A 22,331-nucleotide genomic window follows, 5' to 3' on the forward strand; every position below is an offset into this window, starting at 1 on the left:
CGATATCAGGGTCCGACCAGGGTCGAACCGACTGCCGTCACGGCGCCGCGCCAGTCACCATGGACTCATGACAGATCACGAGCACGCCGCGGCGGGCCCGGGACCCGGTCCCGGCCCGCGCCCTCCACGGGGCGCCGGGCCGCAGGGCGCCGCGCCCGCCGCGGATGCCGCGAGTGGTGCCGGGGGTGCGGCCGGGGGTGGTGCCGGGGGTGGTGCCGCAGCCGACGCGGGCGTCCCCGCGGGCACCGAGGTCCCCGGGCCGCCCCACAGGTTCCGACGCGACCGGCGGCACAAGACGCTCGCCGGAGTGTGCGCCGGCCTGGGACGGCAGTGCGACATGGACCCGGTGATCTTCCGGATCACCCTCGCCGTGCTCTCCGCGACCGGCGGCATCGGCCTCATCTTCTACGGCTTCGCCTGGCTCTTCGTCCCCTACGACGAGGACGAGAACGAGGTGCGCAAGCTGCTGACCGGCCGGGTCGACGGCCAGGCGCTGGCGGCCGTGCTGTTCGCCCTGGTCGGCTGCGGGATCTTCCTGACCATGCTGAGCAACGGCGGCGTGCTGACCTTCGCCGTCGTCCTCTCCCTGCTCCTCGCGGGCGCGGGGTACTGGTCCCGGCAGCGGAAGGCCCCCGACCCCGACCCCCTCTCCGCTCAGGCCGTCGCCGACGCTCCACCGGAGGCCCAGGCGCCCCCGGTCATGATCACCTGGCCCTCCTGGTGGCGCGAACCCATAGTCAAGGACGGCACCCACGTCGGCGGGACGGGCTATCTGTGGGGCCCTCCGGACTCCGAGGACCGTGACATCGCGGCGGCCGTCAGCATCGGCCACCGGGCCCGGGCCGGTGACCGCGACGCCGCGGGCGGTCGGTGTTCACGGTCCCCGCAGCAGCGCGGTCCTCGTGGAATCGGCGGCTGGGTGTTCCTGCTCGCCCTGCTCGCGGCGTTCCTCGGCACCCGGCTGACCTGGGACACGCACCCGCTCGGCACCAGTCTGCAGACCGGCCTGGCCTGCGCGCTCGCCGTCTTCGGCGTCGGCATCGCGGTCAGCGCCTTCCTTGGACGCACCGGGGCCGGTTCGATCTTCCTGGCGATCGTCACGGCGGGCCTGCTCGCCGGGTCGGCCGCCCTGCCCAAGGACGTCGGTACCGAATGGGTCCGGACCACCTGGGAGCCCACGACGGCGGCCGGCGTGCGCGAGCAGTACGACATCGGGACCGGCAGCGGCACCCTCGACCTGTCCAGACTGGACCTTGCCGAGGGGCAGACGCTGACCACCCGGGCCGACGTGGGCGTCGGCCGCATACGGGTCGTCGTGCCGCAGGACGTGACCGTGCGGCTGAGCGTCGAGGTCGGCGTGGGCGACATCCAGCTACCCGGCGACGACAGCAAGGACGTGGACGTGGCACCGGGCAAGCACAAGGAGATCACCCTGCCCCCCACCAGCGGCGGCAAGAACGCCGGCACGCTCGACCTCGATCTCCAGGTCGGCGTCGGACAGGCGGAGGTGACCCGTGCTGCGTCATAGGTTCCAGCCCGGGCGGCTGGTCGCCGGCACCTTCCTGACCCTGGCGGGCGTCATCTACGCCGGCGACGCGGGCGGCCTCTGGGACACGCCGTGGTTCGTGATCATCCCCGTCGTCATGGGCGGCCTCTGCCTAGCGGGAGCGGTCGGGGTCCTGGCCCGGGCCGTACACCGCCGCGGGGCGCTCCGCGCGAACACGGACGCCCCCCGGGCGGACCTCCCCGGCTGACGGGCTCCGGGGCGGGCGGGTCCGAGGCAGGCAGGCAACCGGGCAGCCGGTACGTGGCTCGAGGGCTGCTACCGGTATCCGCCCGTCCGCCGTCGCCGCCGGGAGCGCAGAGCCGCGTCCAGTGACAGCAGCGGGGCGCCCGCGAGGACGAGGGGGATCCAGGCCATCAGGTAGGCGAGATTACTGGCCTACTGCTGTTGTACGGTCACAGACTGTGAAGACTGTGCGGGTACTGATCGCCCTGCGGATCAGCAACGAGACCGACGCATCCACCTCCCTGGAGCGGCAGCTACAGGACTGCATGGCCTACGTCGAGGAGAGGCAGAACCTGGGATGGCAGGTGGTGGGAGTAGCGAGGGATGCTCATATCTCCGCCACCAAATCTCACCCATTCGACCGACCGAAACTCGGGGAATGGCTGAATAATCGAGCCCCGGAATTCGATCTTCTGCTCTTCTGGAAGATGGACAGGTTCGTCCGCAAAGTCGTAGACATGCAGGACATGATCAAATGGGCGACTGCTCACGGGGGTAAGTCCCTGGTTTCAGCCAAGGAACCCGCACTCGACATGGTCGGCCCTTTTCGGGCAGTAATCATTGATTTGTTTGCGGCTATCGCTGAGACTGAAGCACAGAACATCTCCATGCGAGTTAAGTCGTTCCAGAACTACGCAAAATCCAAGAACGTATGGGCCAAGGGAAATCCTCCATACGGTTACGAATCATTCCGTGACATTGACGGAGCCATGAGACTCCGGGTGCGCGAGACGCAGAAGGATGTCATTCGGGAGATCTATAAGCGGGTAGTTGAGGACGGAGAGCCCTACTCGACTATCTGTGATGACCTCAACGCTAGAGACATAATGTCACCTGGGGCAGAGAGGATGTCGAATCGCCGAAAGAACAACGGCGACTCTCCCCCGATATGGCGCAGTCGCACCATCACAACCATTCTGAGGTCTGAAACCATCCTCGGCTGGAAGTGCGAGGAAGTGAAGGTACCCGGAAAGAAGTACGGAGTATCCCAGCCTATCGTGACTTCTGCGGGAAAGATCAGGATGGCTGATCCAATCCTCACAGACGACGAATGGGCCAAGCTCCAAGAAGAGATGAACAGTCGTCCCAGCTCTGCCCGCCGCTCCATAAAGAACACGACTGCGTATCGTGGAGTTGTCCTGTGTGACGGATGTGGCAGGAACCTGTATCTCTTCAATCCTGAGAGGCAACAGGGTAGGCCGGTGTACCGCTGCAATAAGGCGGCTAACCGTGAATCCTGCGGTAAAGGATACGCCTTCCGCGCAGAGAAAGTCGAAGAGATTGTAGAGGCAACGATCCTGAGAGTCATCGGAGATCTCCCCATGCACGAGCGCTACTACGTAAAGGGATCGAATAACACTCAGAGGCTTCACGAAATTGAGCAGTACGTGACGGAACTTCAGAGGTCCATCCGCCCAGGCGGTAAGAACTCTTCGGGCTTTGCCAAGAAGTCCACTGAGGAAGAGATTGCAGCCCTGCACGAGGAACACGACTCCCTGTCCGCCGAAGGAGATAAGCCAGACCGTTACGCGTACCGAGCTACCGGGGAGACCTTCCGCCACATGTGGGAGAGAAACAAAGACAACAAGGACGAAAGGACGCGCCACCTACTGAAGGCAGGAGTCAGCATCCGACTCAATCCCCTCATCAAGGGCGTATCCAATACCGTTGACTTTGGCGCAGAGATTGATCTAGGGAAAAGCCTGCATCAACCATTCACTATTCACTGAGGAATGCATCACTCGTCACTTTGGCTCTCTGATCTCCAGAGAGCCAGCTCTCCAGTCTTCAGCCAGGGCTCTGGGGGTATCCAGGGCCACCCTGTACCGACACCTGACCGACTGACCACAGACCCTCTGAGAGAGCCCTCCAGCGCCATGCTGGGGGCCTCCTCATGTCGCCTTGCTGCTGTTCATGGCCTAGTACTCCAGCCGTAGATCGAGATCTTCATGGTTGGAGGGCAGCCTGGCGGCGGTAGTGGCAGTGGCGCGCTCGGGCTTGGTGGCGCCGTCGCCAGGTCGACCAGTGGAGCAGGCAAATCGGATCGTGGGCGACCCGGACCGTCAGAGTTATCAACAGACGCTGGATCTCGTTGCAGGTGAGAGGGATCAGTCCGCCGGGGCTCGTGCCGTCCTCGGCCGGTACCTGCTCTGGGCGTTCGAGCGCGGCAGTGACAGCGAGGCACGCGTGGGCGAGCAGTGCCAAAGTGACCCAGCGGTGCCAGGAGTCCCAGCGGCGGACTTGGTGTTCGTCACCGGCGTTCCCCGGCCCGGACTGCCCTCAGCTTCTACCCGGCCGCTGCGACGGCCCAGCGGTAGAGGTCTCGCACCTCCACTCGGTCACATGGCGCCTCGTGGCGCACCCAGCAGTTCTTCCGCGGCAGGTCTGACATCAGCCCGAGTACCAACCGCCGTACCCGACGGCGGGGCTCCACCCGACCGAACCGTCCGGCTATCCGATCCATCAGGCCATCGAACGCCACCTGCCAGAGTGCAGGCTTTACGCTGTGACCTGCGGCCACCACATGATCTTCTGTCTTCACACACCGATGATCAGTGGTGGCCGTACCTGATCTTCGGGTCAGCCCCCGCCGGCGAGACAGCAGACTAGATTTTGATCCAGTAGCGCCGTACGAGGCCATGTTCGGTCTCCCGTACGCCTTCGAAGACTCCGCCGTGGTGCTCGATCGTCTTCACCGAGGCGGGGTTGTCGACTTCGCAGACGATCAGTACCTGGTCCAGGCCGAGCGCCCGCGCCTCGTCGAGTATCCGGCCCAGTGCCCAGGTGGCCAGCCCACGCCGACGTGAAGACGGCCGGATGCCGTACCCAATGTGGCCGAACTGCAGCACGTAGTCGTTGAGCCCGTGCCGCAGCGCGATCCCGCCGTGCACCCGGTCGCACTCGACGATCCAGCGGTACGTACAACCCCGCCCAGTCTCCACCGCTTTCGGGCCCGACTCCTCAGTCAAGCGCGCCACCCAGGTCGCGAACCCGTCCGGCGAGTCGACCTCGTCGGACGGCCCCAGCCCGAATCCGTCCTCGTGGAAGCCGGGACCCCACTCGTCACGCGCCAGAAGCCAGGCGGAGTGTAGGCGGGTGGTGGGCGCGATCAGTTCAGGCATACGGCGACGATACCGATCTAGATCATCACGATCTACGGCTGGAGTACTAGTAGGCCTTCCTGCGGCGTCGGTTCCTGATCAGGGCATCTAGTGACCAGAGGGGTGCGCCAGCAAGCACGAGAGGGACCCAGCAAAACATGTACGGGAGGTCGTTGCCGTAGTAGTACGGGTCGGAGGCCCAGCTAACGGTCAGCCACAGGCTGAGCGAGATCAGCGCGCCGCCGAGCGCCGCCAGTCGGGTCAGCAGGCCGAGCAGGGTACCGATGCCGACCGCCAGCTCGCCCAGGGCGATGGCGTAGCCGAAACCGGCGGGGCTCTTCAGCGCCAGGTCGACCAGGGCGGGGATGGCGGAGGAGTCGCGGACGGTACGCATCATGTCGCCGACGGAGCCGGCGCCCGCGTCCTTCATGAAGGCGCTGTCCGTGAGTTTGTCCAGGCCCGCGTAGATGAAGGTGACGCCCAGAAAGATCCGTAGGGGCAGGAGGGCGTACTGGGTGGCGTGGTCCCGCCAGTCTCCGCCGCCGCCCGGATGCGAGGTGTACGCATCCGTCCGCATACCGTGCGTCATCACTGCCAGCCGCCTCTCGCCCGCGCGTGCCGAGACCCCCACCAGAGCATACGTACGACGCGGGGGCCTCTCTCAACCCTTCCGCGACCGGTTTCTTCCTGTCGGTTTCGACAGCGTGCGCGTTCGGCGGTTCGCGCGGTTCGGGCAGCGTGCGCGTTCGGCGGTTCGCGGTTTCGGCGGACCGCGGTCCCGGTGGGCCGGCGGTCGGCCGTGGGGCCGGCGGTCGGCCGTGGGGCCGGCGGGGCGTCAGTCCGTCACGTCGATCGCGTAGCGGTTGGTTTCCACGCCCGCGCTCGTGACCACCTGGACGTCCACCCGGCCCGGTTCCACGTCCGCCGGCACCGGGACCGTCAGCAGGTCGTCCGCGGGGTTGCGGAAGCCGCCGGTCACCGGGACCAGGGGGACGTGGACGTTGACCGCGCCGATGCGGACGACCATCCGGGACAGACGGTCCGCGCGCTGCGCGCCCGGCGGTACGAAACCGGCGCCCCGGATCTCGATGTCGTCGCCGGTGCGGATCGGCGCGTCCAGGTCACCGGCCTCCCGCGCCCGGACCACGGAGAGGATCACGGGACGCCCGCCCTCCGCGTACTTCCCGGCCACGTAGGTCGCGGCCGACACCAGCACCACGACCGCCAGCCCCCATGGCAGGTCGGGCAGTTGCTCCGGGCGCCGGGCCAGCCGCACGGCCGCGAACACCAGGGCGACGGCGCTGATCACCACGTACTGGATGTCGGCGAAGGTCCCGCGCCCCGCGTCGTCCGTCAGCAGGTCGGCCGCGCGCGGCCGGTCCGCCCGTACCTTCTGCAGCCGCTGCCCCAGCACCCGCAGCCCGACCACCCGCCGCACCAGGACCGCGATCCCGCACACCACCGCGAGCACGGTCACCGCACCGGCGCCGCGGGCGAGTTCGAGCCCGGAGATCAGCGCGTCCCGCCGGCCGTGGCCCGAGGCCACCGCCAGTTGCCCGGCCAGGACGAGCACCGCGTAGGCGATGAAGAGCACCCAGGCCGCCGCGACGGCCCGGGACGTGGACAGGCGGTTGTCCTCGCCGATGACCGGTGCCAGCGCTCCGCCCCGCGCGCGGTGGAACCACGACGCCGCCGTCAGCGCGCCGGCCACGACCAGTGCCGCCGCGAGCCCGGCGGTGCGCGCCGCCGTCCAGCCGGTCCCGACCGCGGTCAGCGACTGCCCGAGCAGCAGCAGTACGACCCCGGCCCACACGACGGCCGCCGTGCGGCGCCCGACGGCCGCGAGCCATGCCCCGCCCTCGGCGCGACCGCGTTCGGCGACGAGTTCCGCGGACTGGGTCAGCTCCTCCGAGACCCACTGCCGGGAGGCGGAGGCCGAGTGGGCCACCGCGGCCGGCAGCCCCTGTCCGGCCGCGAACTCGTCCCGCCGCAGCAGGAACGCGGCGACCGCCCGGCGGTGCCCCTCACGGGCGCCGTGCGGGCAGTCCCCGCAGGTGCAGCCGCCTTTGTGCGCCGCCTCGTACGCGCCTTTGTCCGAGCCGCTCCCGCGTCTCGCCTCCTGCACCGCCACGCCCGACGCCCGCCTTCCCGAACCCCTGCGAAAACCCAGTGACAACATCTGCGCCAACCTCTGCGGCAGCATCTGCCGCACCGCCCGTGGAGAACCCGTAAGTCCCTTGGGACGAAAGCGAATTGTGCCGTACACCGCCCCTCGCGCGCCCGGCGCCCCCGGTCCGCTCTGCTCAGCGCGGGTGACACGCGGACCGCCGTGTTGACCCGGCTGCGAGAATTCCCCTATGGCCGAGATCATCCAGCGTGACGGGACCTGGGCGTTCGACGGTGGCACGGTCCGGATCACGCCCGGCCTGCACCGCTCGGTGCCGCTGTTCCGGCAGACGTACGGAGAGATTCCGGTACCGCTGGAGGCCGTCGCGGGCATCGTCTTCGAGCCGGACCGCAAACGCGGGCGCCTGCGGCTGCGTCTGCGCGAGGGCGCCGATCCACTCCTCCAGGCGACCGGCGGCCGGCTGCCCGACGCGGCGGACCCGTACCGGCTGACGGTGGAGAGCGACCGCTGCGGGGTCGCCGAGTACGTCGCCGAGGAGATCCGCCGCGCGCTGCTCCTCGACCGGATTCCCAAGGGGCCCGCGAAGGCCTACCTGCTACCCGGGCCGCCGGTGCCGGTCTCGGTGCGTTCCTCGGACGGCATGGTCTCCTTCGACGGCACCAAGGTGCGGATCGACTGGGCCGACACCTCCGACCGGGTCAAACGCGCCACCGGTCCGCGGATCATCGGCGTCGGCGACCTGGTGCGGGTCGAGTGGCTGCCCAACTCCGGGTCCGAGGAGGGTTTCCTGCGGTTCGTGACCCGGGAGTCGGTCTTCGCCAAGCTGCCGCCGGAGAGGGACCCGTACGCCCTGGACCTGTGGGGCAGCGCCCGCCGCGACCTGCTCACCGCGTTGATCGCCACCGCGGTCACGGCCCGGCTGCCGCATCCATCGGCTTGCACGGGTGACGCGGACGACGCCGCCCCGGAGCGCGCCGGGGGCGGGTCCCGGCCCCGGCTTCCCGGTGCCGTACCGCCGCCGTCCGACCATCACGACGCCCTGCTGCGCCGGCTGCGCGAGCTGGGTGAGCTGCACCGCGGCGGCGTCCTCACGGACGCGGAGTTCGCCATGACGAAGGCGGCGGTGCTCCGGGGCTTTTGAACACGGTCCCGGCGGCCTGGACCCGCGCGTGCACGCTGGAGGCGGCCGGTTTCACCACGCACGCCACGGCGGAGGCGCCCGGCTTCACCGCGCACGCACGGCGGAAGCGGCCGGTTTCGCCGGCGCGATACCCGACAGAGGGTGTCCGATTTCGGGTCCAGACTCGACGTATGACACCACGCACGCCCGCCACGAGCACCGCCGCCGCCGACTGGGCCGGCTTCGCCGCCGCGGAACCCGCGCTGGCCGCCACCGTCGAGGCGCGCTTCGGCGCGTACACCCACCACACCCTCGCCACCCTGCGCAAGGACGGCTCGCCCCGCACCACCGGCCTGGAGGTGCGTTTCCTGAACGGCGAACTGTGGCTCGGCATGATGCCGGGCTCGCTGAAGGCACTCGACCTGCGCCGCGACCCGCGGTTCGCGTTGCAGGCGAACCCTGGAGACGGCACCGGCATGGGCGGCGGAGACGTGCGGATCGCCGGCCGCGCGGTCGAGGTCGAGGATCCGGAGACCAGGGCCGGATACGCGGAAGAGGTGGAACCGCCTCAGCCGTTCCACCTCTTCCGCACCGAGCTGACGGAGGTCGTGCGAACCTACGTCGAGGAAGCCTGTCTGGTCGTCCGGATCTGGCAGCCCGGGAAGCCCCTGCGCACCGTCAGGCGCGCGTAGGGCCGGGGGTCACTCCCACTCGATCGTCCCCGGCGGCTTCGACGTCACGTCGAGGACGACCCGGTTGACGTCCTTGACCTCGTTGGTGATCCGGGTCGAGATCTTGGAGAGCACGTCGTACGGCAGCCGGGACCAGTCGGCCGTCATCGCGTCCTCGGAGGAGACGGGCCGCAGCACGATCGGGTGGCCGTAGGTGCGGCCGTCGCCCTGGACGCCGACGGAGCGGACGTCCGCGAGCAGCACCACGGGGCACTGCCAGATGTCGCGGTCGAGGCCGGCCGCGGTCAGCTCCTCGCGGGCGATGGCGTCGGCCTCGCGGAGCAGGTCGAGCCGCTCCTTGGTGACCTCGCCGACGATCCGGATACCGAGGCCCGGACCGGGGAACGGCTGGCGCTGGACGATCTCGTCCGGCAGGCCCAGCTCCTGGCCGACCATCCGGACCTCGTCCTTGAACAGCTTGCGCAGCGGCTCGACGAGCTGGAACTCGAGGTCCTCGGGGAGCCCGCCGACGTTGTGGTGGGACTTGATGTTCGCCGCGCCGGTGCCGCCGCCGGACTCGACCACGTCCGGGTAGAGGGTGCCCTGGACGAGGAACTCCACCGCGGGGCCCTCGTCGGCGATGATCTCGGCCTGGGCCTGCTCGAAGACGCGGATGAACTCGCGGCCGATGATCTTCCGCTTCTCCTCGGGGTCGGAGACCCCGGCCAGCGCGTTCAGGAACCGCTCGCTGGCGTCCACGACCTTGAGCTGTACGCCGGTCGCGGCGACGAAGTCCTTCTCGACCTGCTCGGTCTCGCCCTGGCGCATCAGGCCGTGGTCGACGTAGACGCAGGTGAGCTGGGAGCCGATGGCCTTCTGGACGAGGGCGGCGGCGACGGCGGAGTCCACGCCGCCGGACAGGCCGCAGATGGCGCGCCTGTCGCCGACCTGCTCGCGGATGGCCGCGACCTGCTCCTCGATGACGTTGCCGGTGGTCCAGTCGGGCTTCAGGCCCGCGCCCCGGTACAGGAAGTGCTCGAGCACCTGCTGCCCGTGCGTGGAGTGCATCACCTCGGGGTGGTACTGGACGCCGTAGAGCTTCTTCTCGTCGTTCTCGAAGGCGGCGACCGGGACGACGTCCGTGGAGCCGGTGACGGTGAAGCCCTCGGGGGCGGCGGAGCAGGCGTCGCCGTGCGACATCCACACGGCCTGCTCGGCCGGGGTGCCCTCGAAGAGGGTGGAGGACGGCTTGGAGACCGACAGGTCGGTGCGGCCGTACTCACGGGCGCCGGAGTTGTCGACGGTGCCGCCGAGGGTCTGCGCCATGAGCTGGAAGCCGTAGCACATGCCGAAGACGGGGACGCCCGCCTCGAACAGCGAGCGGTCGAGGGTCGGGGCGCCCGGCTCGTACACCGACGAGGGGCCGCCGGAGAGGATGATGGCCGCCGGGTTCTTGGCGAGCATCTCCGCGACCGGCATGGAGCTCGGCACGATCTCGCTGTAGACCCGCGCCTCGCGGACACGACGGGCGATGAGCTGGGCGTACTGCGCGCCGAAGTCGACGACCAGGACGGTGTCGGGGGCGGCGGCAGCGGGAGTCGCTGATGACACGGGGTGCCTTCCGGCGGTCGGGCGGGGGTCTTGTGCTCCCGATTCTACCGAGGTGGGCGGGTGGCCCGTCCCGCCCACGGTGCCCCGCCGCCGCCCCGCCCCCGCGACTCACCATGCGAACCGGCTTGGACACCGCCCGTCCCCGGGGCATACTTGCCCCATGCTCACGCACCAGACCTTCCTGTTTACCTATGGCAACCGGCCCACCGGCTGCCATGGTCGTGCTGCTTGAGCAACTGACAAGCGACTTCCCAGGCGCCCCGGGCCGACAGGTCCGGGGCGTCTGGCGTTCGCGGATCGGTCGGCCGGGGACACCGCCCCCTTCAGCGAGGAGACCCCGACATGACCGTCACCGCAGCGGACAAGACCGGCGCCCGCACCACCGAGGCCGCCGGCGTGATCACCGGCGCCCGGGAGCGCATCGACGCCCTGGACGACCGGATCATCGGGCTGATCCAGGAACGGATGGCCGTCTCCGCGGTCATCCAGGAGGCGCGGATCACCTCCGGTGGCCGGCGCGTGAACCTCTCCCGCGAGATGGAGGTCCTCGACCACTACCGGCAGGCGCTGGGCAAGCCGGGCACCGCGCTGGCGATGACGATGCTGGAGCTGTGCCGGGGGCGCGTGTGAGCCCCGTGTCCGGGCGTCGCATCCGAGTTCGGGTCTCTTCTCACCCGTACGGCGCGTGACCCGTACGCCGGCGGCTTCGTTGGTCCCGGTGTCCGTGTCAGCCAGGGGCGGGCCCGAAAGAACCACGCGTGGGTCGCTGGAGCGATGAGACGTGCGCATCGTGCCGTACGTCGTGGGACCTCGCTCCAGAAAGTGACCGGACGGCAGGGGACAGCAGCCCGGTCACCCAAGAGAACGGCCGGCTCCGGGGACGCCCGGGGCCGGCCGACGGGGCGGCCGAGTCCCTCGGCCCACTCAACCGCACGGCCATTCGAAACCACTTCGTCATGCGAAGCCAGCGGCGCGACCCCCCGGCGCCGCTTCCGAGGCACCGGCGCCGCCCTGACGCCGGTGCTGGCCGAGGAAGGGCCCCGCGGCACACGTCCCGCGGGGCCCTTCGCCATGCCCTCACGGCCTCTCCCGTAGACCCGTCGACCCGTCGGCCCGTCGGCCCGCCGCCCTCGAGTGACGCACGCCACATAAAAGTTCTGTGAGTTCGAGGACAACCATTCACAGCTTTCACAGATCAAACAGCCGTACGGACCGAACCAAGGGCCACTCCCGCGCCCCACACGCGGAGGCCTCCCTGACCCTCGCGTACCGCACGCGCGGTACGCCGGACCACCCGAGGTCTTCATGAAGCTTCGTCGCGCCATGGCAGCAGCGGCCGCTACGGCGGTGATAGCCCCGGTGGCGCTGCTCGCGGCTCCCGCCGCCTACGCGACCGGCGAGACGTCGCCGTCCCCGTCCGCCTCGGCGAGCAGCTCGACCAGCGCACCGGCCACCAGCCCGTCCGCCGGGGAGTCGTCGTCCCAGAGCGAGTCGGCCAACGAGACCACGCCCGCTCCGAGCAACTCGGTGAGCACGTCCCCGAGCGAGTCGGAGAGCGAGGGCACCCCCGCTCCCAGCGGGTCGGAGACGACCACGTCCGCCCCCGCGAACCCGTCGCCGAGCACCTCCGCTACCGAGACCAAGACCCCGGACCCCGAGCCGTCGGTGTGCGAGGACACCAAGGTCGACGTCGGTATCAGCGGCCTGCCCGGCGAGATCGCGGTGGGCAGCGGCTGGCACGAGTTCTCCCTGAACGTGGCCAATAACTCCGGCTCCACGCTCCAGAACCTCGAGTACCTGGCCGGCGCCTCCGCCGACCGGAACGGCGAGGAGCTGTTCGAGAGCAAGAAGGTCAGCCTCCAGGCCTGGAACCCCGAGGACGAGATCTGGGAGGACCTCGACGAGTTCGGCTACGCGGTCGGCTACATCGGTTACACCGACGAGCTGGCACCCGACTACGAGGTCGACATCCCGATGCGGATCAACGTGCGGTCCGACGCCCCGGTCGGTGCCGGCTTCACGCTCGGCGCGACGATCTACGGCGACGCGGACGGCGAGTGCACCGGCTTCGGTGACATCGCCTACAAGTTCCAGATCGTGGCCGCCGGCACCGACACGGAGGGCACCGAGCCGCAGGAAGGCGGCAAGGCGCCCGTCGCCGTCGAGAAGCCGGCCGCCAACACGCCCGAGGTCACCGGCAGCCTCGCTGAGACCGGTGCCGGCTCGGCGCTGCCGGTGATCGGCCTCGTCGGCGGGCTCGCCGTCGTCGTCGGTGGCGGCGCGGTGTTCGTGGTGCGGCGGCGCAAGGCCGGCGCGGAGGCGTGAGACGGCACGCACCGGCGTGACACAGGCCGGCTGAGAGGGACCTGCGCTCGGAGGGGGGCGCAGGTCCCTCTCACCTTTGCCGGGGAGGGGCAGGTTCTTATCGCCTTTGCCGACTTCGTCCGGCGAAACGGCCGCCCGGGCAGGCGAAGCGCCTACTTCTTCGGCGGCACCGCCGGTATCCCCAGGAACGGCAGCCGCAGCGCGCCGAAGGCCTCCGCCGGGACCGCCGGGGACTTGGGCTCGACGGGGGCCAGGCGCTCGTAGGCCGTGCCCTGCGCCGGGCGGGGGTCGCTCTCGCCCTTGTTCGGCCAGTGCGACATCGCCCGCTCGGCCTGCGCCGTGATGGTCAGGGACGGGTTGACGCCCAGGTTGGCGGAGACCGCGGCGCCGTCGACGACCGAGATGCCCGGGTGGCCGTAGAGCCGGTGGTACGGGTCTATGACGCCGGTCTCGCGGGAGGCGCCGATGGGGCAGCCGCCGAGGAAGTGGGCGGTGAGCGGGGTACCCATCAGCTCGCCGACGTTGGAGCCGGCGAAGCCGTTGATCTCGGCGGCGAGCGCGGAGGCGCCCTCCGTGGCCGCCTTGATCTGCTTGGGGTTGGGCGAGCCGTGCCCCTGGCGGGCGGTGAGCAGGCCCTTGCCGACGCCCGTCGGTTTCAGGTGCGTGGTCAGGGAGTTGTCCACCGACTGCATCACCAGGCCGATGATGGTCCGCTCCGACCACTTGCGGTTGGACAGGGAGCGCAGGACCAGCAGGGGGTGCCTGGCCGCGTGGCCCAGGAAACCCAGCACGCGGGACGTGCCGGAGGCGGTCTGCCCGGCGTAGGGGACCTGGAGGATGGACAGGCCGCCCATCGAGTTGGAGCCCTTGCCGTAACGCACCGGCTCGATGTGGGTGTTGGCGTCCGGGTGGATCGAGGACGTGATGGCGACGCCGCGCGTGAAGTCGGCCCGGGGCTCGCCGGTGGCCCTGCGGTAGCGCCGGTCGTCAGTCTGGGCGCCGACCAGCGCCTCGGAGTTGGTGCGGGTCAGCTCGCCGAGCTTGGCGGATATGTGCGGGAGCTGGCCGCCCGCCTTCATGCGGTGCAGCAGGGTCTGGGTGCCGTAGGTACCGGCTGCTATGACGACCCGGCGGGCCGTGAAGGTGCGGCCCGCGCCCTTCTTCCGCCGGTCGGTGGGGAGGGTGGCGATGGCGAAGCCGCCGCGCGAGTCCTCGGTGACCGAGGCGGCCGTCGTCATGGGGTGCACGACCGCGCCCGCCTTCTCGGCGAGGTACAGGTAGTTCTCGTTGAGGGTGTTCTTCGCGCCGTGCCGGCAGCCGGTCATGCACTCGCCGCACTCGTTGCAGGCCTTGCGGTCGGGGCCCGCGCCGCCGAAGTAGGGGTCGGACACCTGCTCGCCGGGCTCCGCCCGCACCGTGCCGTCGGCGTCCTCGCCGTCGCCGAAGAAGACGCCGACCGGCGCCATGTGGAAGGTGTCGCCGACGCCCATCCGCTCGGCGGCGGCCTTCAGGTGCACGTCGGAGGGGGTCATGGTCGGGTTGAGCCGGACGCCGAGCATGCGCCTGGCCTGGTCGTAGTACGGCGTCAGTTCGTCGTGCCAGTCGGTGATGTCACGCCACTGGGGGTCGTCGAAGAAGGGCTTCGGCGGCACGTAGAGGGTGTTGGCGTAGTTCAGGGACCCGCCGCCGACCCCGGCGCCTGCCAGGACCATGACATTTCCGAGCAGGTGGATGCGCTGGATGCCGAACATGCCGAGCTTCGGCGCCCAAAGGTAGTTCTTCAGGTCCCAGGAGTTCTTCGGCAGCGACTCCCCGGTGAAGCGGCGGCCGGCTTCCAGGACGCCCACGCGGTAGCCCTTCTCGGTGAGGCGGAGCGCGGAGACCGAACCGCCGAACCCCGACCCCACGACGATGACGTCGTAGTCGTACCCGTTCTCGTCCCGGGTCTGGACAGACTTCTCCTGCGACACGTGCTCTCCTCGTCGAGAACGGGCTTCGGTTGGGGGTTCAGCGGAAGCGGAATGCCTTCATCGCACGCAGGCTCCGGCTCATGAACGCCGCGTACTTCTCGTCGTCCATGCCCAGCGACGGTGCCATGGGCAGCAGCCGCTGGTGGGCGACCGTCTGGGCCTCGGTGTACTTGAGGATGCCCTCGGAGCCGTGCCGGCGGCCGAGGCCGGAGTCCTTCATGCCGCCCATCGGGGACTGGACGCTGCCGTAGGCGGACGCGTACCCCTCGTTGATGTTGACGGTGCCGGTGCGCATGCGGGCGGCGACGTCGCGGCCGCGCCGGGCGTCCTTCGTCCAGACCGAGGAGTTCAGGCCGTACGGCGTGGCGTTGGCGTGCTCGACCGCCTCGTCCACGGTCTTGAAGCGGTAGACGGACACGACCGGGCCGAAGGTCTCCTCGGTGCACACGGTCATGGGGGCCGCGACCCCGTCGAGGATGGTCGGCTCGTAGAAGTACGGGCCGATGTCCGGGCGGGCGACCCCGCCGGCGACGAGTTTCGCGCCCCGCTCGACGGCGTCCGCCACGTGCGCCTTCACGGTCTCCAACTGCCGCTCCCCGACCAGCGAGCCCATGTCGGCGCCGTAGGCGAGGGAGGTGCCGAGGCGCATGGCCTTGGTGCGGGCGGCGAAGCGCTCCAGGAAGGCGTCGGCGACCGACTCGTGGACGTAGAGCCGCTCGATGGAGATGCAGAGCTGGCCGGCCGAGGAGAAGCAGGCGCGGACGGCGCCCGCCGCGGCCTTCTCGATGTCGGCGTCCTCCAGCACCAGCATGGCGTTCTTGCCGCCGAGTTCGAGGGAGACGCCGACCAGACGGGCGGCGGCGCCCTGGGCGACCTCCCGGCCGGTGCGGGTCGAGCCGGTGAAGGAGACGTAGTCGGCGTGCTTGACGACCTCGGGACCGACGACCGGGCCGTCGCCGAGGACGACCTGGAAGACCTCGGCGGGCAGCCCGGCCTCGATGAGCAGGTCGCGGGCCCACAGGGCGGTCAGGCAGGTCTCGGTGTCGGGCTTCATCACGACCGCGTTGCCGGCGACGAACGCGGGGAGCGCGTCGCCGACGGACAGCTCCAGCGGGTAGTTCCAGGGGGCGATCTGGCCGACGACGCCGCGCGGGTGGCGCAGCTCGGTCACCTTCGTCAGGGTCGGTACGGCGCCGGTGTGCCGCTTGGGCCGCAGATACGCGGGCGCCTTGCGGCCGTAGTGCCGGGCGACGACGGCGACGGCCTGGACCTCCTCGTGGGCGTGCAGGCGGGCCTTGCCGGTCTCGAGCTGGATCAGGTCGAGGACCTCGGCCTGGCGTTCGAGGACCAGGTCGTGGAAGCGCAGCAGGACGGCGGCGCGCTGCCGTACCGGCGTGCGCGCCCACACGGCCTGGGCGGCGCGGGCCCGGTCGAAGGCTCCGGCCACGTCCTCGGGCGTCGACTCGGGCAGGTCGGCCAGCTTCTCGCCGGTGAACGGCGTGTGGTTGGCGGTGCGGCCGGAGCCGGCCACGCCCTTGGTGAGCTGGGCGACCAGCTCGGGCGTGACCACGTCGGCAGCGGTGCGGGCGCCCGCGGGGGCGGGGGCGAGAGGGTTCGTGCCGGTGATTTCCGGGGCCTGCGCGTCCGTCATGAGCCGCAGGGTATGACGCCGCGAGGGCTTTGTGTACCCGTCGGTAATCGGGATTCACCGAGTGCTCACACAACGCCAGTGATCGCTGGCAACAAACACGCTGATCAGGGCGTTATGTGGAAGGGTTGAACCCGATCACTTCTTTTCGGTCCGGAGCGGGCCCAGGGCCGCGCCGACGGTCGCCGACCACCGCCGCCAGTTCCTCGGCGATCTCCTCGGCGAACTGCTCCGCCTCCGGTCGCCGTCCGGAGTCCTTCGCCAGCAGCCGTTCGATCAGCGGACCGAGCGGACCGGCGGCCGAGCCCTCGGCGGCTGTGGTGGCGCGCTCGGTCGCGGTGGCGGCCTGCTCGGCGGCGGTGCGCTCGACGGGGCCGGCGGGCTCGGCGATGGTGGTGCGCCCGGCGGCGGTTGTGGCGTGTTCCGCGGTGGCGGCGTGCAGCAGGACGCCCAGGGACCGCAGGTCGGCGGCGGGTCCGGCGCCGCGCAGGGGTTCCTCGCCCGGTACGTGGTCGGTGCCGAAGCCGGTGAGCACGACGCGGCCGTGCGGGCCGAGCAGGACGTTGGCGGGTTTCACGCCGCGGTGCACGATGCCGACCGAGTGCGCGGCACGCAGGGCGCCCAGGACGGCGAGCCCTATCCGGGCGGCCTCGGGCGCTGCCACCGGTCCCCGCCGGAGCGCCTCGCGCAGGGACTCGCCGCGCACCCACTCCATGACGATCCAGGGCAGTCCGTCGGGTCCGGCCTCCTCCACGACCACGTCGTGGATGCGGACGGCGGCGGGGTGGTCGACGCGGGCGGCCGCACGCGCCTCGCGGTAGAGGCGGTGGGCGGCCCGGCGGTACGTCTCGTCCGCCGGGCCGCCGGGCAGCCGCGGCCGTTTGACGGCGACCTCCCGGTCCGCGACCTCGTCGTACGCCTGCCAGACGGTGCCCGACGCGCCGGATCCGACGCGCCGGCCCAGGCGGTACCGCTGCCCGACCAGCCGGTCCTGTGCTCCCATCAGGGGTTGCCGACCTCCCAGTTGGCGATCACTGTCCGGGCTATCTCCCGTCCCTCGTCGGCGAAGTAGCCCTTGCGGGGGGAGTCGATCGACACCTTGTACATGTCGCCGTTCCCCGCCCGGTAGTAGACGATGCGGAACTCGCGCTCGCGGGGGTTCTGCGTGTCCGCGGTCGTGTAGGCGATGGTGTTCTCGGCGGCCTTGCCGTCCTTGTACTCGGTCGCCACCGGTTCACCCTCGGGGGCGGGCTTGACGGCGAAGTTCCAGGAGTACTCGCCGTCCTTGAGCACGTCCCAGTCCGCCCACGCGTTGGCGATCGCGGTGTCCGGGATCTCGTCGTCCTTGTCGTCGGCCTTGATGTCGCGGTCCACCGAGACGGTGACCGCACCGCTCGGGTCGGTGAACGTCTCGTTGGTGCCGTCCCAGTCGTCCGGGTGCTTCTGCTTCACGAAATCGGTCGGTACGCCGACGCTCACGCCGACCTTGTCGTCGAGCTTCTGCTGCTTCCAGCCCTCCGGCAGGGGCCCCGCGAAGGGGTCCGCGATCACCAGGTACGACGCCACCGCCGCCGCGGCGACCGTCGCGCCGAGGGTGATCCACGCGTTGCGGCCCAGCCGTACACCCCACCGGGACACGCGCGCTGGGCCCGTCCCCTCCGGCCCGTCGAGCCGGACCACCTGGGTGGGCGGCGGCGCGGGCGGGTTCGCGGCGGCGTCCAGCAGGGCGCGGACCCGGGCGGCGTCCGGGCGGCGGGCCGGGTCCTTGTCCAGCAGGCCCGTGATGACCTCGGCCAGCGGTCCGAGCGCGGCGGCGGGCGGCGCGGGCGCGGCGTTGAGCACGGACTGCAGCGTGGCAGGGGTGTTGCTGCGGCGGAACGGCGAGACGCCCTCCGTCGCCGCGTACAGCACCACGCCCAGCGACCACAGGTCGCTCGCCGGGCCGGGGCGCTGGCCCAGCACCCGCTCCGGGGCGATGTACTCGGGCGAGCCGACGAAGCCGCCGGTGTCGGTCAGGTTGGTCTCGCCTTCGATCTGGGCGATGCCGAAGTCGGTGAGGACGACGCGGTCGTACCGGCCGAGCAGTACGTTGTCCGGTTTCACGTCCCGGTGCAGGATGCCGGCCGCGTGCGCGGCCTCCAGGGCGCCGAGCACCTCCAGGCCGATCCGGGCCGCCTCGCGCGCGCCCAGCGTTCCCTCCTGCAACGCGTCGCCCAGCGAGCGGCCCCGCACCAGCTCCATCACGATCCACGGCTGGTCGTCCACCACCGCCACGTCGTGCACGTCGACCACGGCGGGGTGGTCGAGCCGGGCCGCGGCGCGTGCCTCGCGGCGCATCCGCTCGAAGGCGTTGTCCCGCTCGCGTTCGGGAAGATGGTCGGGTACGCGGGGTTCCTTGACGGCGACCTCGCGGTCCACGGTCTCGTCCTTCGCCCGCCAGACCGTGCCCATACCGCCGTGCCCGAGCTTGGCGATCAGCCGGTAGCGGCCGGCGATGAGCCGCCCCGCGCCCGGGTCCGGCGCGGGCGACTCCGGGGCCCCGGGGGGCGACGGCGCAGGCGACGGCGACGGCGGCTGCCGCTGCGGCTGCGGCTGCGGCTGCGGCTGCGGCTGCGGCTGCGGCGTCACGACCTGGGTGGGCGCCGCGTACGGGTTGCCGGGATGTGGCAGGGCGACGGGCTGGTCCGGTGGCCGCAGGCCGAAACTCGTAGGCTCGTCCGACCCGTTGCGGGGTCCCCCGTTGCTGCTCATGGGTCCATCCATATCGCGCCCCGCGTGTCCGTATCCACCAACCGGGCGCCCCGGTCACAGACCCGTGACGCACGCTGCCGCTTATCTCCTGTTTACGTGCGTTGCGGAGGACTCCGAAGAGGATGCCGCCGCGGCGGGAGGCCCGGGGGAAGGGGCGGAGCGGGACCCGGACACAGGCGCGGGCGCGGACGGGGACACGGAAACCGGCACCGAAACGGAAACGGACCGGGACGGGGACATCGGGCCCGTGGTCGGCGTCGCGGGGGTCGAACGCGTCGGCGTACCTCCCCCGTCGCCGTCCCCGTCGGCGAGCAGGGCCGCCGCCGAGATGCCCGCACCGGCCGCCGCGACGACCAGCAGCACCGCCATGAGCACGCCCCGCGGCACGCGCCGGGGCGCACCGGTCCGGGGCTGCTCGGGGGTGCGGCCCGTGGCCAGGAAGGCACGCAGCATCCGCTCGGCCTCCGCCGCGTCCAGCCGCCGTTGGGGGTCGCGTTCCAGCAGGCCCCGCACGACGGGGAGGATGGGGCCGGCCTGCGCGGGCGGGCGGATCTCCTCGGTGACCACGGCGTGCAGGACACCGCCCAGCGAGTCGCGGTGGAAGGGCGAGGCGCCGCTGAGGACCGCGCACAGCAGCACACCCAGCGACCACAGGTCCGACTCCGGCCCGGTCCCGGCACCGGACATCCGCTCGGGGGCGGTGTACTCCGGGGAGCCGACGAAGGAGCCGGTCTCGGTGAGCGTGGTGGCGCCCGCGACCTGGGCCACGCCGAAGTCGGTGAGCACGACCCGGCCGTCCTCGGCGACCAGCACGTTGGACGGCTTCACGTCCCGGTGCAGGATCCCGGCCGCGTGCGCGGTGCGCAGGGCGTCGAGCAGGGCGATGCCGATCCGGGCGGCCTCGGTGGCGTCGACCGGGCCCTGGCCGAGGACGCGGTCGGCGAGCGAGCCGCCGTCGACCAGTTCCATGACCATGTACGCCCGTTCGTCGTCCTCGACGACGTCGTGCACGACGATGACGTGCGGATGGCTGAGCTGTGCGACCGCGCGGGCCTCGCGCAGGGTGCGTTCACGGCGCCGCCGCGCCTCGGCCGCGGAGAGGCTCTCGTCGAGGGGAAGCGCCTTCACGGCCACCTCGCGCGCGAGCAGTTGGTCGGTGGCCCGCCACACGATGCCCATGCCGCCGTGGCCGAGCCGCTCGTGAAGCCGGTAACGGCCCGCGATGACACGCCCGCCCGCCCCCTCGGTCACCATGCGCCCATCATGCCCCACCGGACGGACCGGCTCCGGGCCGTCGTAACCCGGGTGGCCGACAACCGACGGACGCGCGGGTGCCGTTGCGGCGGGTTCAGGCCATCACACGGCGCGGATCAGGCGGTCTTCTCCTGCCAGCTCTGCAGCACCGTCCGGAACTGCTGCCGCGCGGTCTCCCAGTCCTCGGCGGGCGACGACATGTAGATGACGTACTCGACGCCGTCACGGGACATGTACGCCTCCTCGACGGCGCGGCGCGGACCGGGGAAGGGGGTGTCCTTCGCCAGCGCGGTCCAGGTGTACTCCCACCGGGCGCTCTTGTGGTCGCGGTAGGTGGTCCGCTCCAGGGTGACGCGCCGGTAGTCGACCAGCCGCTGGAGCTGTACCTCCAGGTCGAGCTGGTGGGCGTACGGGTCGTTGTAGTCGGGGGCGGTGTCGACGGCGATGCGGACGAAGTGCTCGCCGCCGTCGGGGGTGTAGTCGATCTGCCGGAGCTCGCCCTGGTCGTCGTACACCTTCCGCTGCCAGTTCTCGGGCAGGTGGAGGCTGAAACCCACCGGGTCGTCCCGGCGGACCCAGCCTGCCGGGACGGACCCGCCGGTGTCCTCGCCGGCCGTGGCGGAGGCGGAAGGGGACGGTGAGTGGGTGGGGTCGCCCCCTGCCGTGGAGCCGCCCCCGCCCCGTTGCTGGAGCACCACGGCGGTGCCCGCGCCGATGAGGGCGGCTACGGCGACGACCAGGGCGAGTGTGCGCAGGCGTCGGCGCCGAGGCCGTACGGGAGCGGCGCCCGTGGGGCCGGCCGGCGCGTACCCCGCCGCCGTGGGGCCCGTCGGCGCGGCTCCCGTCGCCGCGTGCCCCGTGGCCGCCTGCCCCATCGCCGTGGGGCCCATCGCGGTGGGGCCGACCGCCGTCGGACCGGTCATCGGCCGGTACGGCGTGGCGGTGGTCCCGCCCGTCGTCCCCGGCGTCCCGGGGCGGGCCGTGCCGTTCTCCCCCCGCGGGCCCGAGTACCGCGTCGGCACATACGCCTGGGCCGCGTCCGGCCGCCGCCCCTCCGCCGCCTCCGCGAGCATCTGCTCGGTCTCGGTCATGCCGGGCCGCGAGGCCGGTTCCTTGCGCAGCAGGGCGCTGATGACGGGCGCGAGCGCGCCGGCGTGCCGGGGCTCGGTGGCCTCCTCCTCGACGACCGCCTGCATGGTGGTGAGCGGCGAGGTGCGCCGGAACGGCGACCTGCCCTCGACCGCCGTGTACAGCGTCGCGCCCAGCGCCCACAGGTCGGAGGCGGGGCCGGGGTCGTGGCCGCGGACGCGCTCGGGTGCCAGGTAGTCGACGGAGCCGACGACCTCGCCGGTCCGCGTGATGGTGGAGTCGCCCTCGATCTGCGCGATGCCGAAGTCGGTGAGCAGCACCCGGCCGTCGTCGGCCAGGAGCACGTTGCCGGGCTTGACGTCGCGGTGCAGTACGCCGGCGGTGTGCGCGGCGCGCAGGGCACGCAGCACCCACAGGCCGATCCGGGCCGCCTCGCGCGGATCGACCCGCTCCTCCTCCTTGACCGCGTCGGCCAGTGAACGGCCCTCGACCAGTTCCATCACGATCCACGGCCGGCCGTCGTGTTCGAGTACGTCGTGGACGGTGACGACGGCCGAGTGGTTGATCCGCGCCGCCGCGCGTGCCTCTCCCCGGGTGCGCGCCAGCAGTATCGCCTGGTCGCTCTCGGAGACGTAGAGCGCGGCGGTCAGCTCCTTGATGGCGACGGTCCGGTGCAGCACCTCGTCGTGTGCGCGCCACACCCGGCCCATGCCGCCGCTGCCGATGGCGTCCCCGAGCCGGTAACGGCCCGCGACGAGCCGGCCCTGCATCTGATTCACGTTGCCCCGCAATGGTCTTGTCCAAAGTCAGACTAGGGACCGGGCCCCGTCCGGGGAACGGGTGGGGCGGTATGGAAACCGCTCTGTGACGGTTG

Annotated in this window: 17 protein-coding genes and 2 pseudogenes; 7 read left to right on the forward strand and 12 right to left on the reverse strand. The window is 71.2% G+C overall.

Going from position 1 to position 22,331, the window contains the following annotated elements; all coding sequences use genetic code 11:
* Positions 1–67 precede the first annotated feature (67 nt).
* From B1H29_RS14445 to B1H29_RS14460, 3 genes are all read left to right on the forward strand, one after another.
* Complete coding sequence (locus B1H29_RS14445) at positions 68–1,528, forward strand: PspC domain-containing protein (protein ID WP_055418286.1); 1,461 nt, start codon at positions 68–70, stop codon at positions 1,526–1,528.
* Positions 1,515–1,754 (forward strand): hypothetical protein, encoded by a 240-nt coding sequence (locus B1H29_RS14450; protein WP_055418287.1) that lies wholly within the window; start codon positions 1,515–1,517, stop codon positions 1,752–1,754. Before B1H29_RS14445 ends, B1H29_RS14450 begins: the two co-directional genes overlap by 14 nt.
* A 214-nt stretch (positions 1,755–1,968) precedes the next feature.
* On the forward strand, positions 1,969–3,519 hold the full coding sequence (locus tag B1H29_RS14460) for a recombinase family protein (protein ID WP_159027823.1): 1,551 nt from the start codon (positions 1,969–1,971) through the stop codon (positions 3,517–3,519).
* 217 nt (positions 3,520–3,736) lie between these two features.
* Here the strand turns inward: B1H29_RS14460 and B1H29_RS39320 are convergent.
* The 4 genes and pseudogenes from B1H29_RS39320 to B1H29_RS14480 all read right to left on the reverse strand — a co-directional run.
* Positions 3,737–4,066 (reverse strand): annotated as a pseudogene (locus tag B1H29_RS39320) (IS701 family transposase); the annotation flags it as partial.
* Positions 4,067–4,395: 329 nt separating this feature from the next.
* A complete protein-coding gene (locus tag B1H29_RS14470) occupies positions 4,396–4,911 on the reverse strand; it encodes a GNAT family N-acetyltransferase (RefSeq protein WP_055418288.1) in 516 nt (171 codons plus the stop codon).
* 46 nt (positions 4,912–4,957) lie between these two features.
* Entirely contained in the window at positions 4,958–5,479 is a 522-nt protein-coding gene (locus B1H29_RS14475; RefSeq protein ID WP_199832337.1) for a DoxX family protein, read from the reverse strand.
* Between the two features lie 246 nt (positions 5,480–5,725).
* A complete protein-coding gene (locus B1H29_RS14480) occupies positions 5,726–7,021 on the reverse strand; it encodes a hypothetical protein (RefSeq protein WP_055418290.1) in 1,296 nt (431 codons plus the stop codon).
* 226 nt (positions 7,022–7,247) lie between these two features.
* Here B1H29_RS14480 and B1H29_RS14485 point away from each other — a divergent pair, with 226 nt between their 5' ends.
* Together B1H29_RS14485 and B1H29_RS14490 are read left to right on the forward strand one after the other, a co-directional pair.
* On the forward strand, positions 7,248–8,159 hold the full coding sequence (locus B1H29_RS14485) for a DUF4429 domain-containing protein (protein WP_055418291.1): 912 nt from the start codon (positions 7,248–7,250) through the stop codon (positions 8,157–8,159).
* A 170-nt stretch (positions 8,160–8,329) separates the two neighbouring features.
* The gene (locus B1H29_RS14490; RefSeq protein WP_055418292.1) at positions 8,330–8,830 is read left to right on the forward strand and encodes a pyridoxamine 5'-phosphate oxidase family protein; all 501 of its coding nucleotides are present in this window, start codon (positions 8,330–8,332) and stop codon (positions 8,828–8,830) included.
* A gap of 9 nt (positions 8,831–8,839) precedes the next feature.
* On the opposite strand, the gene guaA is transcribed toward B1H29_RS14490, so the two are convergent.
* Positions 8,840–10,420 carry a glutamine-hydrolyzing GMP synthase gene (gene guaA / locus B1H29_RS14495; protein ID WP_055418293.1) on the reverse strand — a complete coding sequence of 527 codons (1,581 nt, stop codon included), beginning with the start codon at positions 10,418–10,420 and terminating at the stop codon, positions 8,840–8,842.
* Between the two features lie 342 nt (positions 10,421–10,762).
* Between guaA and B1H29_RS14500 the strand changes: the two genes are divergently transcribed.
* Entirely contained in the window at positions 10,763–11,050 is a 288-nt protein-coding gene (locus tag B1H29_RS14500) for a chorismate mutase (RefSeq protein ID WP_055418294.1), read from the forward strand.
* Between the two features lie 755 nt (positions 11,051–11,805).
* On the opposite strand, the gene B1H29_RS40030 is transcribed toward B1H29_RS14500, so the two are convergent.
* The gene (locus B1H29_RS40030) at positions 11,806–12,063 is read right to left on the reverse strand and encodes a hypothetical protein (RefSeq protein ID WP_324610999.1); all 258 of its coding nucleotides are present in this window, start codon (positions 12,061–12,063) and stop codon (positions 11,806–11,808) included.
* 22 nt (positions 12,064–12,085) lie between these two features.
* Here B1H29_RS40030 and B1H29_RS40035 point away from each other — a divergent pair, with 22 nt between their 5' ends.
* On the forward strand, positions 12,086–12,745 hold the full coding sequence (locus B1H29_RS40035) for an LPXTG cell wall anchor domain-containing protein (protein WP_079160228.1): 660 nt from the start codon (positions 12,086–12,088) through the stop codon (positions 12,743–12,745).
* Positions 12,746–12,897: 152 nt separating this feature from the next.
* On the opposite strand, the gene B1H29_RS14515 is transcribed toward B1H29_RS40035, so the two are convergent.
* The 6 genes and pseudogenes from B1H29_RS14515 to B1H29_RS14540 all read right to left on the reverse strand — a co-directional run bounded on the left by B1H29_RS14515 (position 12,898) and on the right by B1H29_RS14540 (position 22,227).
* Entirely contained in the window at positions 12,898–14,715 is a 1,818-nt protein-coding gene (locus B1H29_RS14515) for a GMC oxidoreductase (protein ID WP_055418296.1), read from the reverse strand.
* Between the two features lie 37 nt (positions 14,716–14,752).
* Positions 14,753–16,366, reverse strand: coding sequence for a succinic semialdehyde dehydrogenase (locus B1H29_RS14520; protein ID WP_055418297.1), 1,614 nt, complete (start codon positions 16,364–16,366; stop codon positions 14,753–14,755).
* A 160-nt stretch (positions 16,367–16,526) separates the two neighbouring features.
* Positions 16,527–17,366: pseudogene (locus tag B1H29_RS14525) on the reverse strand (serine/threonine-protein kinase); the annotation flags it as partial.
* Positions 17,366–19,114, reverse strand: a complete 1,749-nt coding sequence (locus tag B1H29_RS14530) for a serine/threonine-protein kinase (protein ID WP_055418299.1) — start codon at positions 19,112–19,114, stop codon at positions 17,366–17,368. The pseudogene B1H29_RS14525 and the gene B1H29_RS14530, both read right to left, overlap by 1 nt.
* 81 nt (positions 19,115–19,195) lie before the next feature.
* Positions 19,196–20,368 carry a serine/threonine-protein kinase gene (locus B1H29_RS14535; RefSeq protein WP_055418300.1) on the reverse strand — a complete coding sequence of 391 codons (1,173 nt, stop codon included), beginning with the start codon at positions 20,366–20,368 and terminating at the stop codon, positions 19,196–19,198.
* A 116-nt stretch (positions 20,369–20,484) separates the two neighbouring features.
* Complete coding sequence (locus B1H29_RS14540; protein ID WP_055418301.1) at positions 20,485–22,227, reverse strand: serine/threonine-protein kinase; 1,743 nt, start codon at positions 22,225–22,227, stop codon at positions 20,485–20,487.
* Positions 22,228–22,331: the final 104 nt, after the last annotated feature.

The sequence above is a fragment of the Streptomyces pactum genome (assembly GCF_002005225.1).
Taxonomy (GTDB): domain Bacteria; phylum Actinomycetota; class Actinomycetes; order Streptomycetales; family Streptomycetaceae; genus Streptomyces; species Streptomyces pactum_A.

Coding starts and splice junctions, on each gene's coding strand:
- B1H29_RS14530 (WP_055418299.1), bottom strand. CDS start 19,114: ATGAGCAGCAACGGGGGACCCCGCAACGGGTCGGACGAGCCTACGAGT.
- B1H29_RS14500 (WP_055418294.1), top strand. CDS start 10,763: ATGACCGTCACCGCAGCGGACAAGACCGGCGCCCGCACCACCGAGGCC.
- B1H29_RS14540 (WP_055418301.1), bottom strand. CDS start 22,227: ATGCAGGGCCGGCTCGTCGCGGGCCGTTACCGGCTCGGGGACGCCATC.
- B1H29_RS14470 (WP_055418288.1), bottom strand. CDS start 4,911: ATGCCTGAACTGATCGCGCCCACCACCCGCCTACACTCCGCCTGGCTT.
- B1H29_RS14485 (WP_055418291.1), top strand. CDS start 7,248: ATGGCCGAGATCATCCAGCGTGACGGGACCTGGGCGTTCGACGGTGGC.
- B1H29_RS14490 (WP_055418292.1), top strand. CDS start 8,330: ATGACACCACGCACGCCCGCCACGAGCACCGCCGCCGCCGACTGGGCC.
- B1H29_RS14520 (WP_055418297.1), bottom strand. CDS start 16,366: ATGACGGACGCGCAGGCCCCGGAAATCACCGGCACGAACCCTCTCGCC.
- B1H29_RS14475 (WP_199832337.1), bottom strand. CDS start 5,479: ATGACGCACGGTATGCGGACGGATGCGTACACCTCGCATCCGGGCGGC.
- B1H29_RS14535 (WP_055418300.1), bottom strand. CDS start 20,368: ATGGTGACCGAGGGGGCGGGCGGGCGTGTCATCGCGGGCCGTTACCGG.
- B1H29_RS14445 (WP_055418286.1), top strand. CDS start 68: ATGACAGATCACGAGCACGCCGCGGCGGGCCCGGGACCCGGTCCCGGC.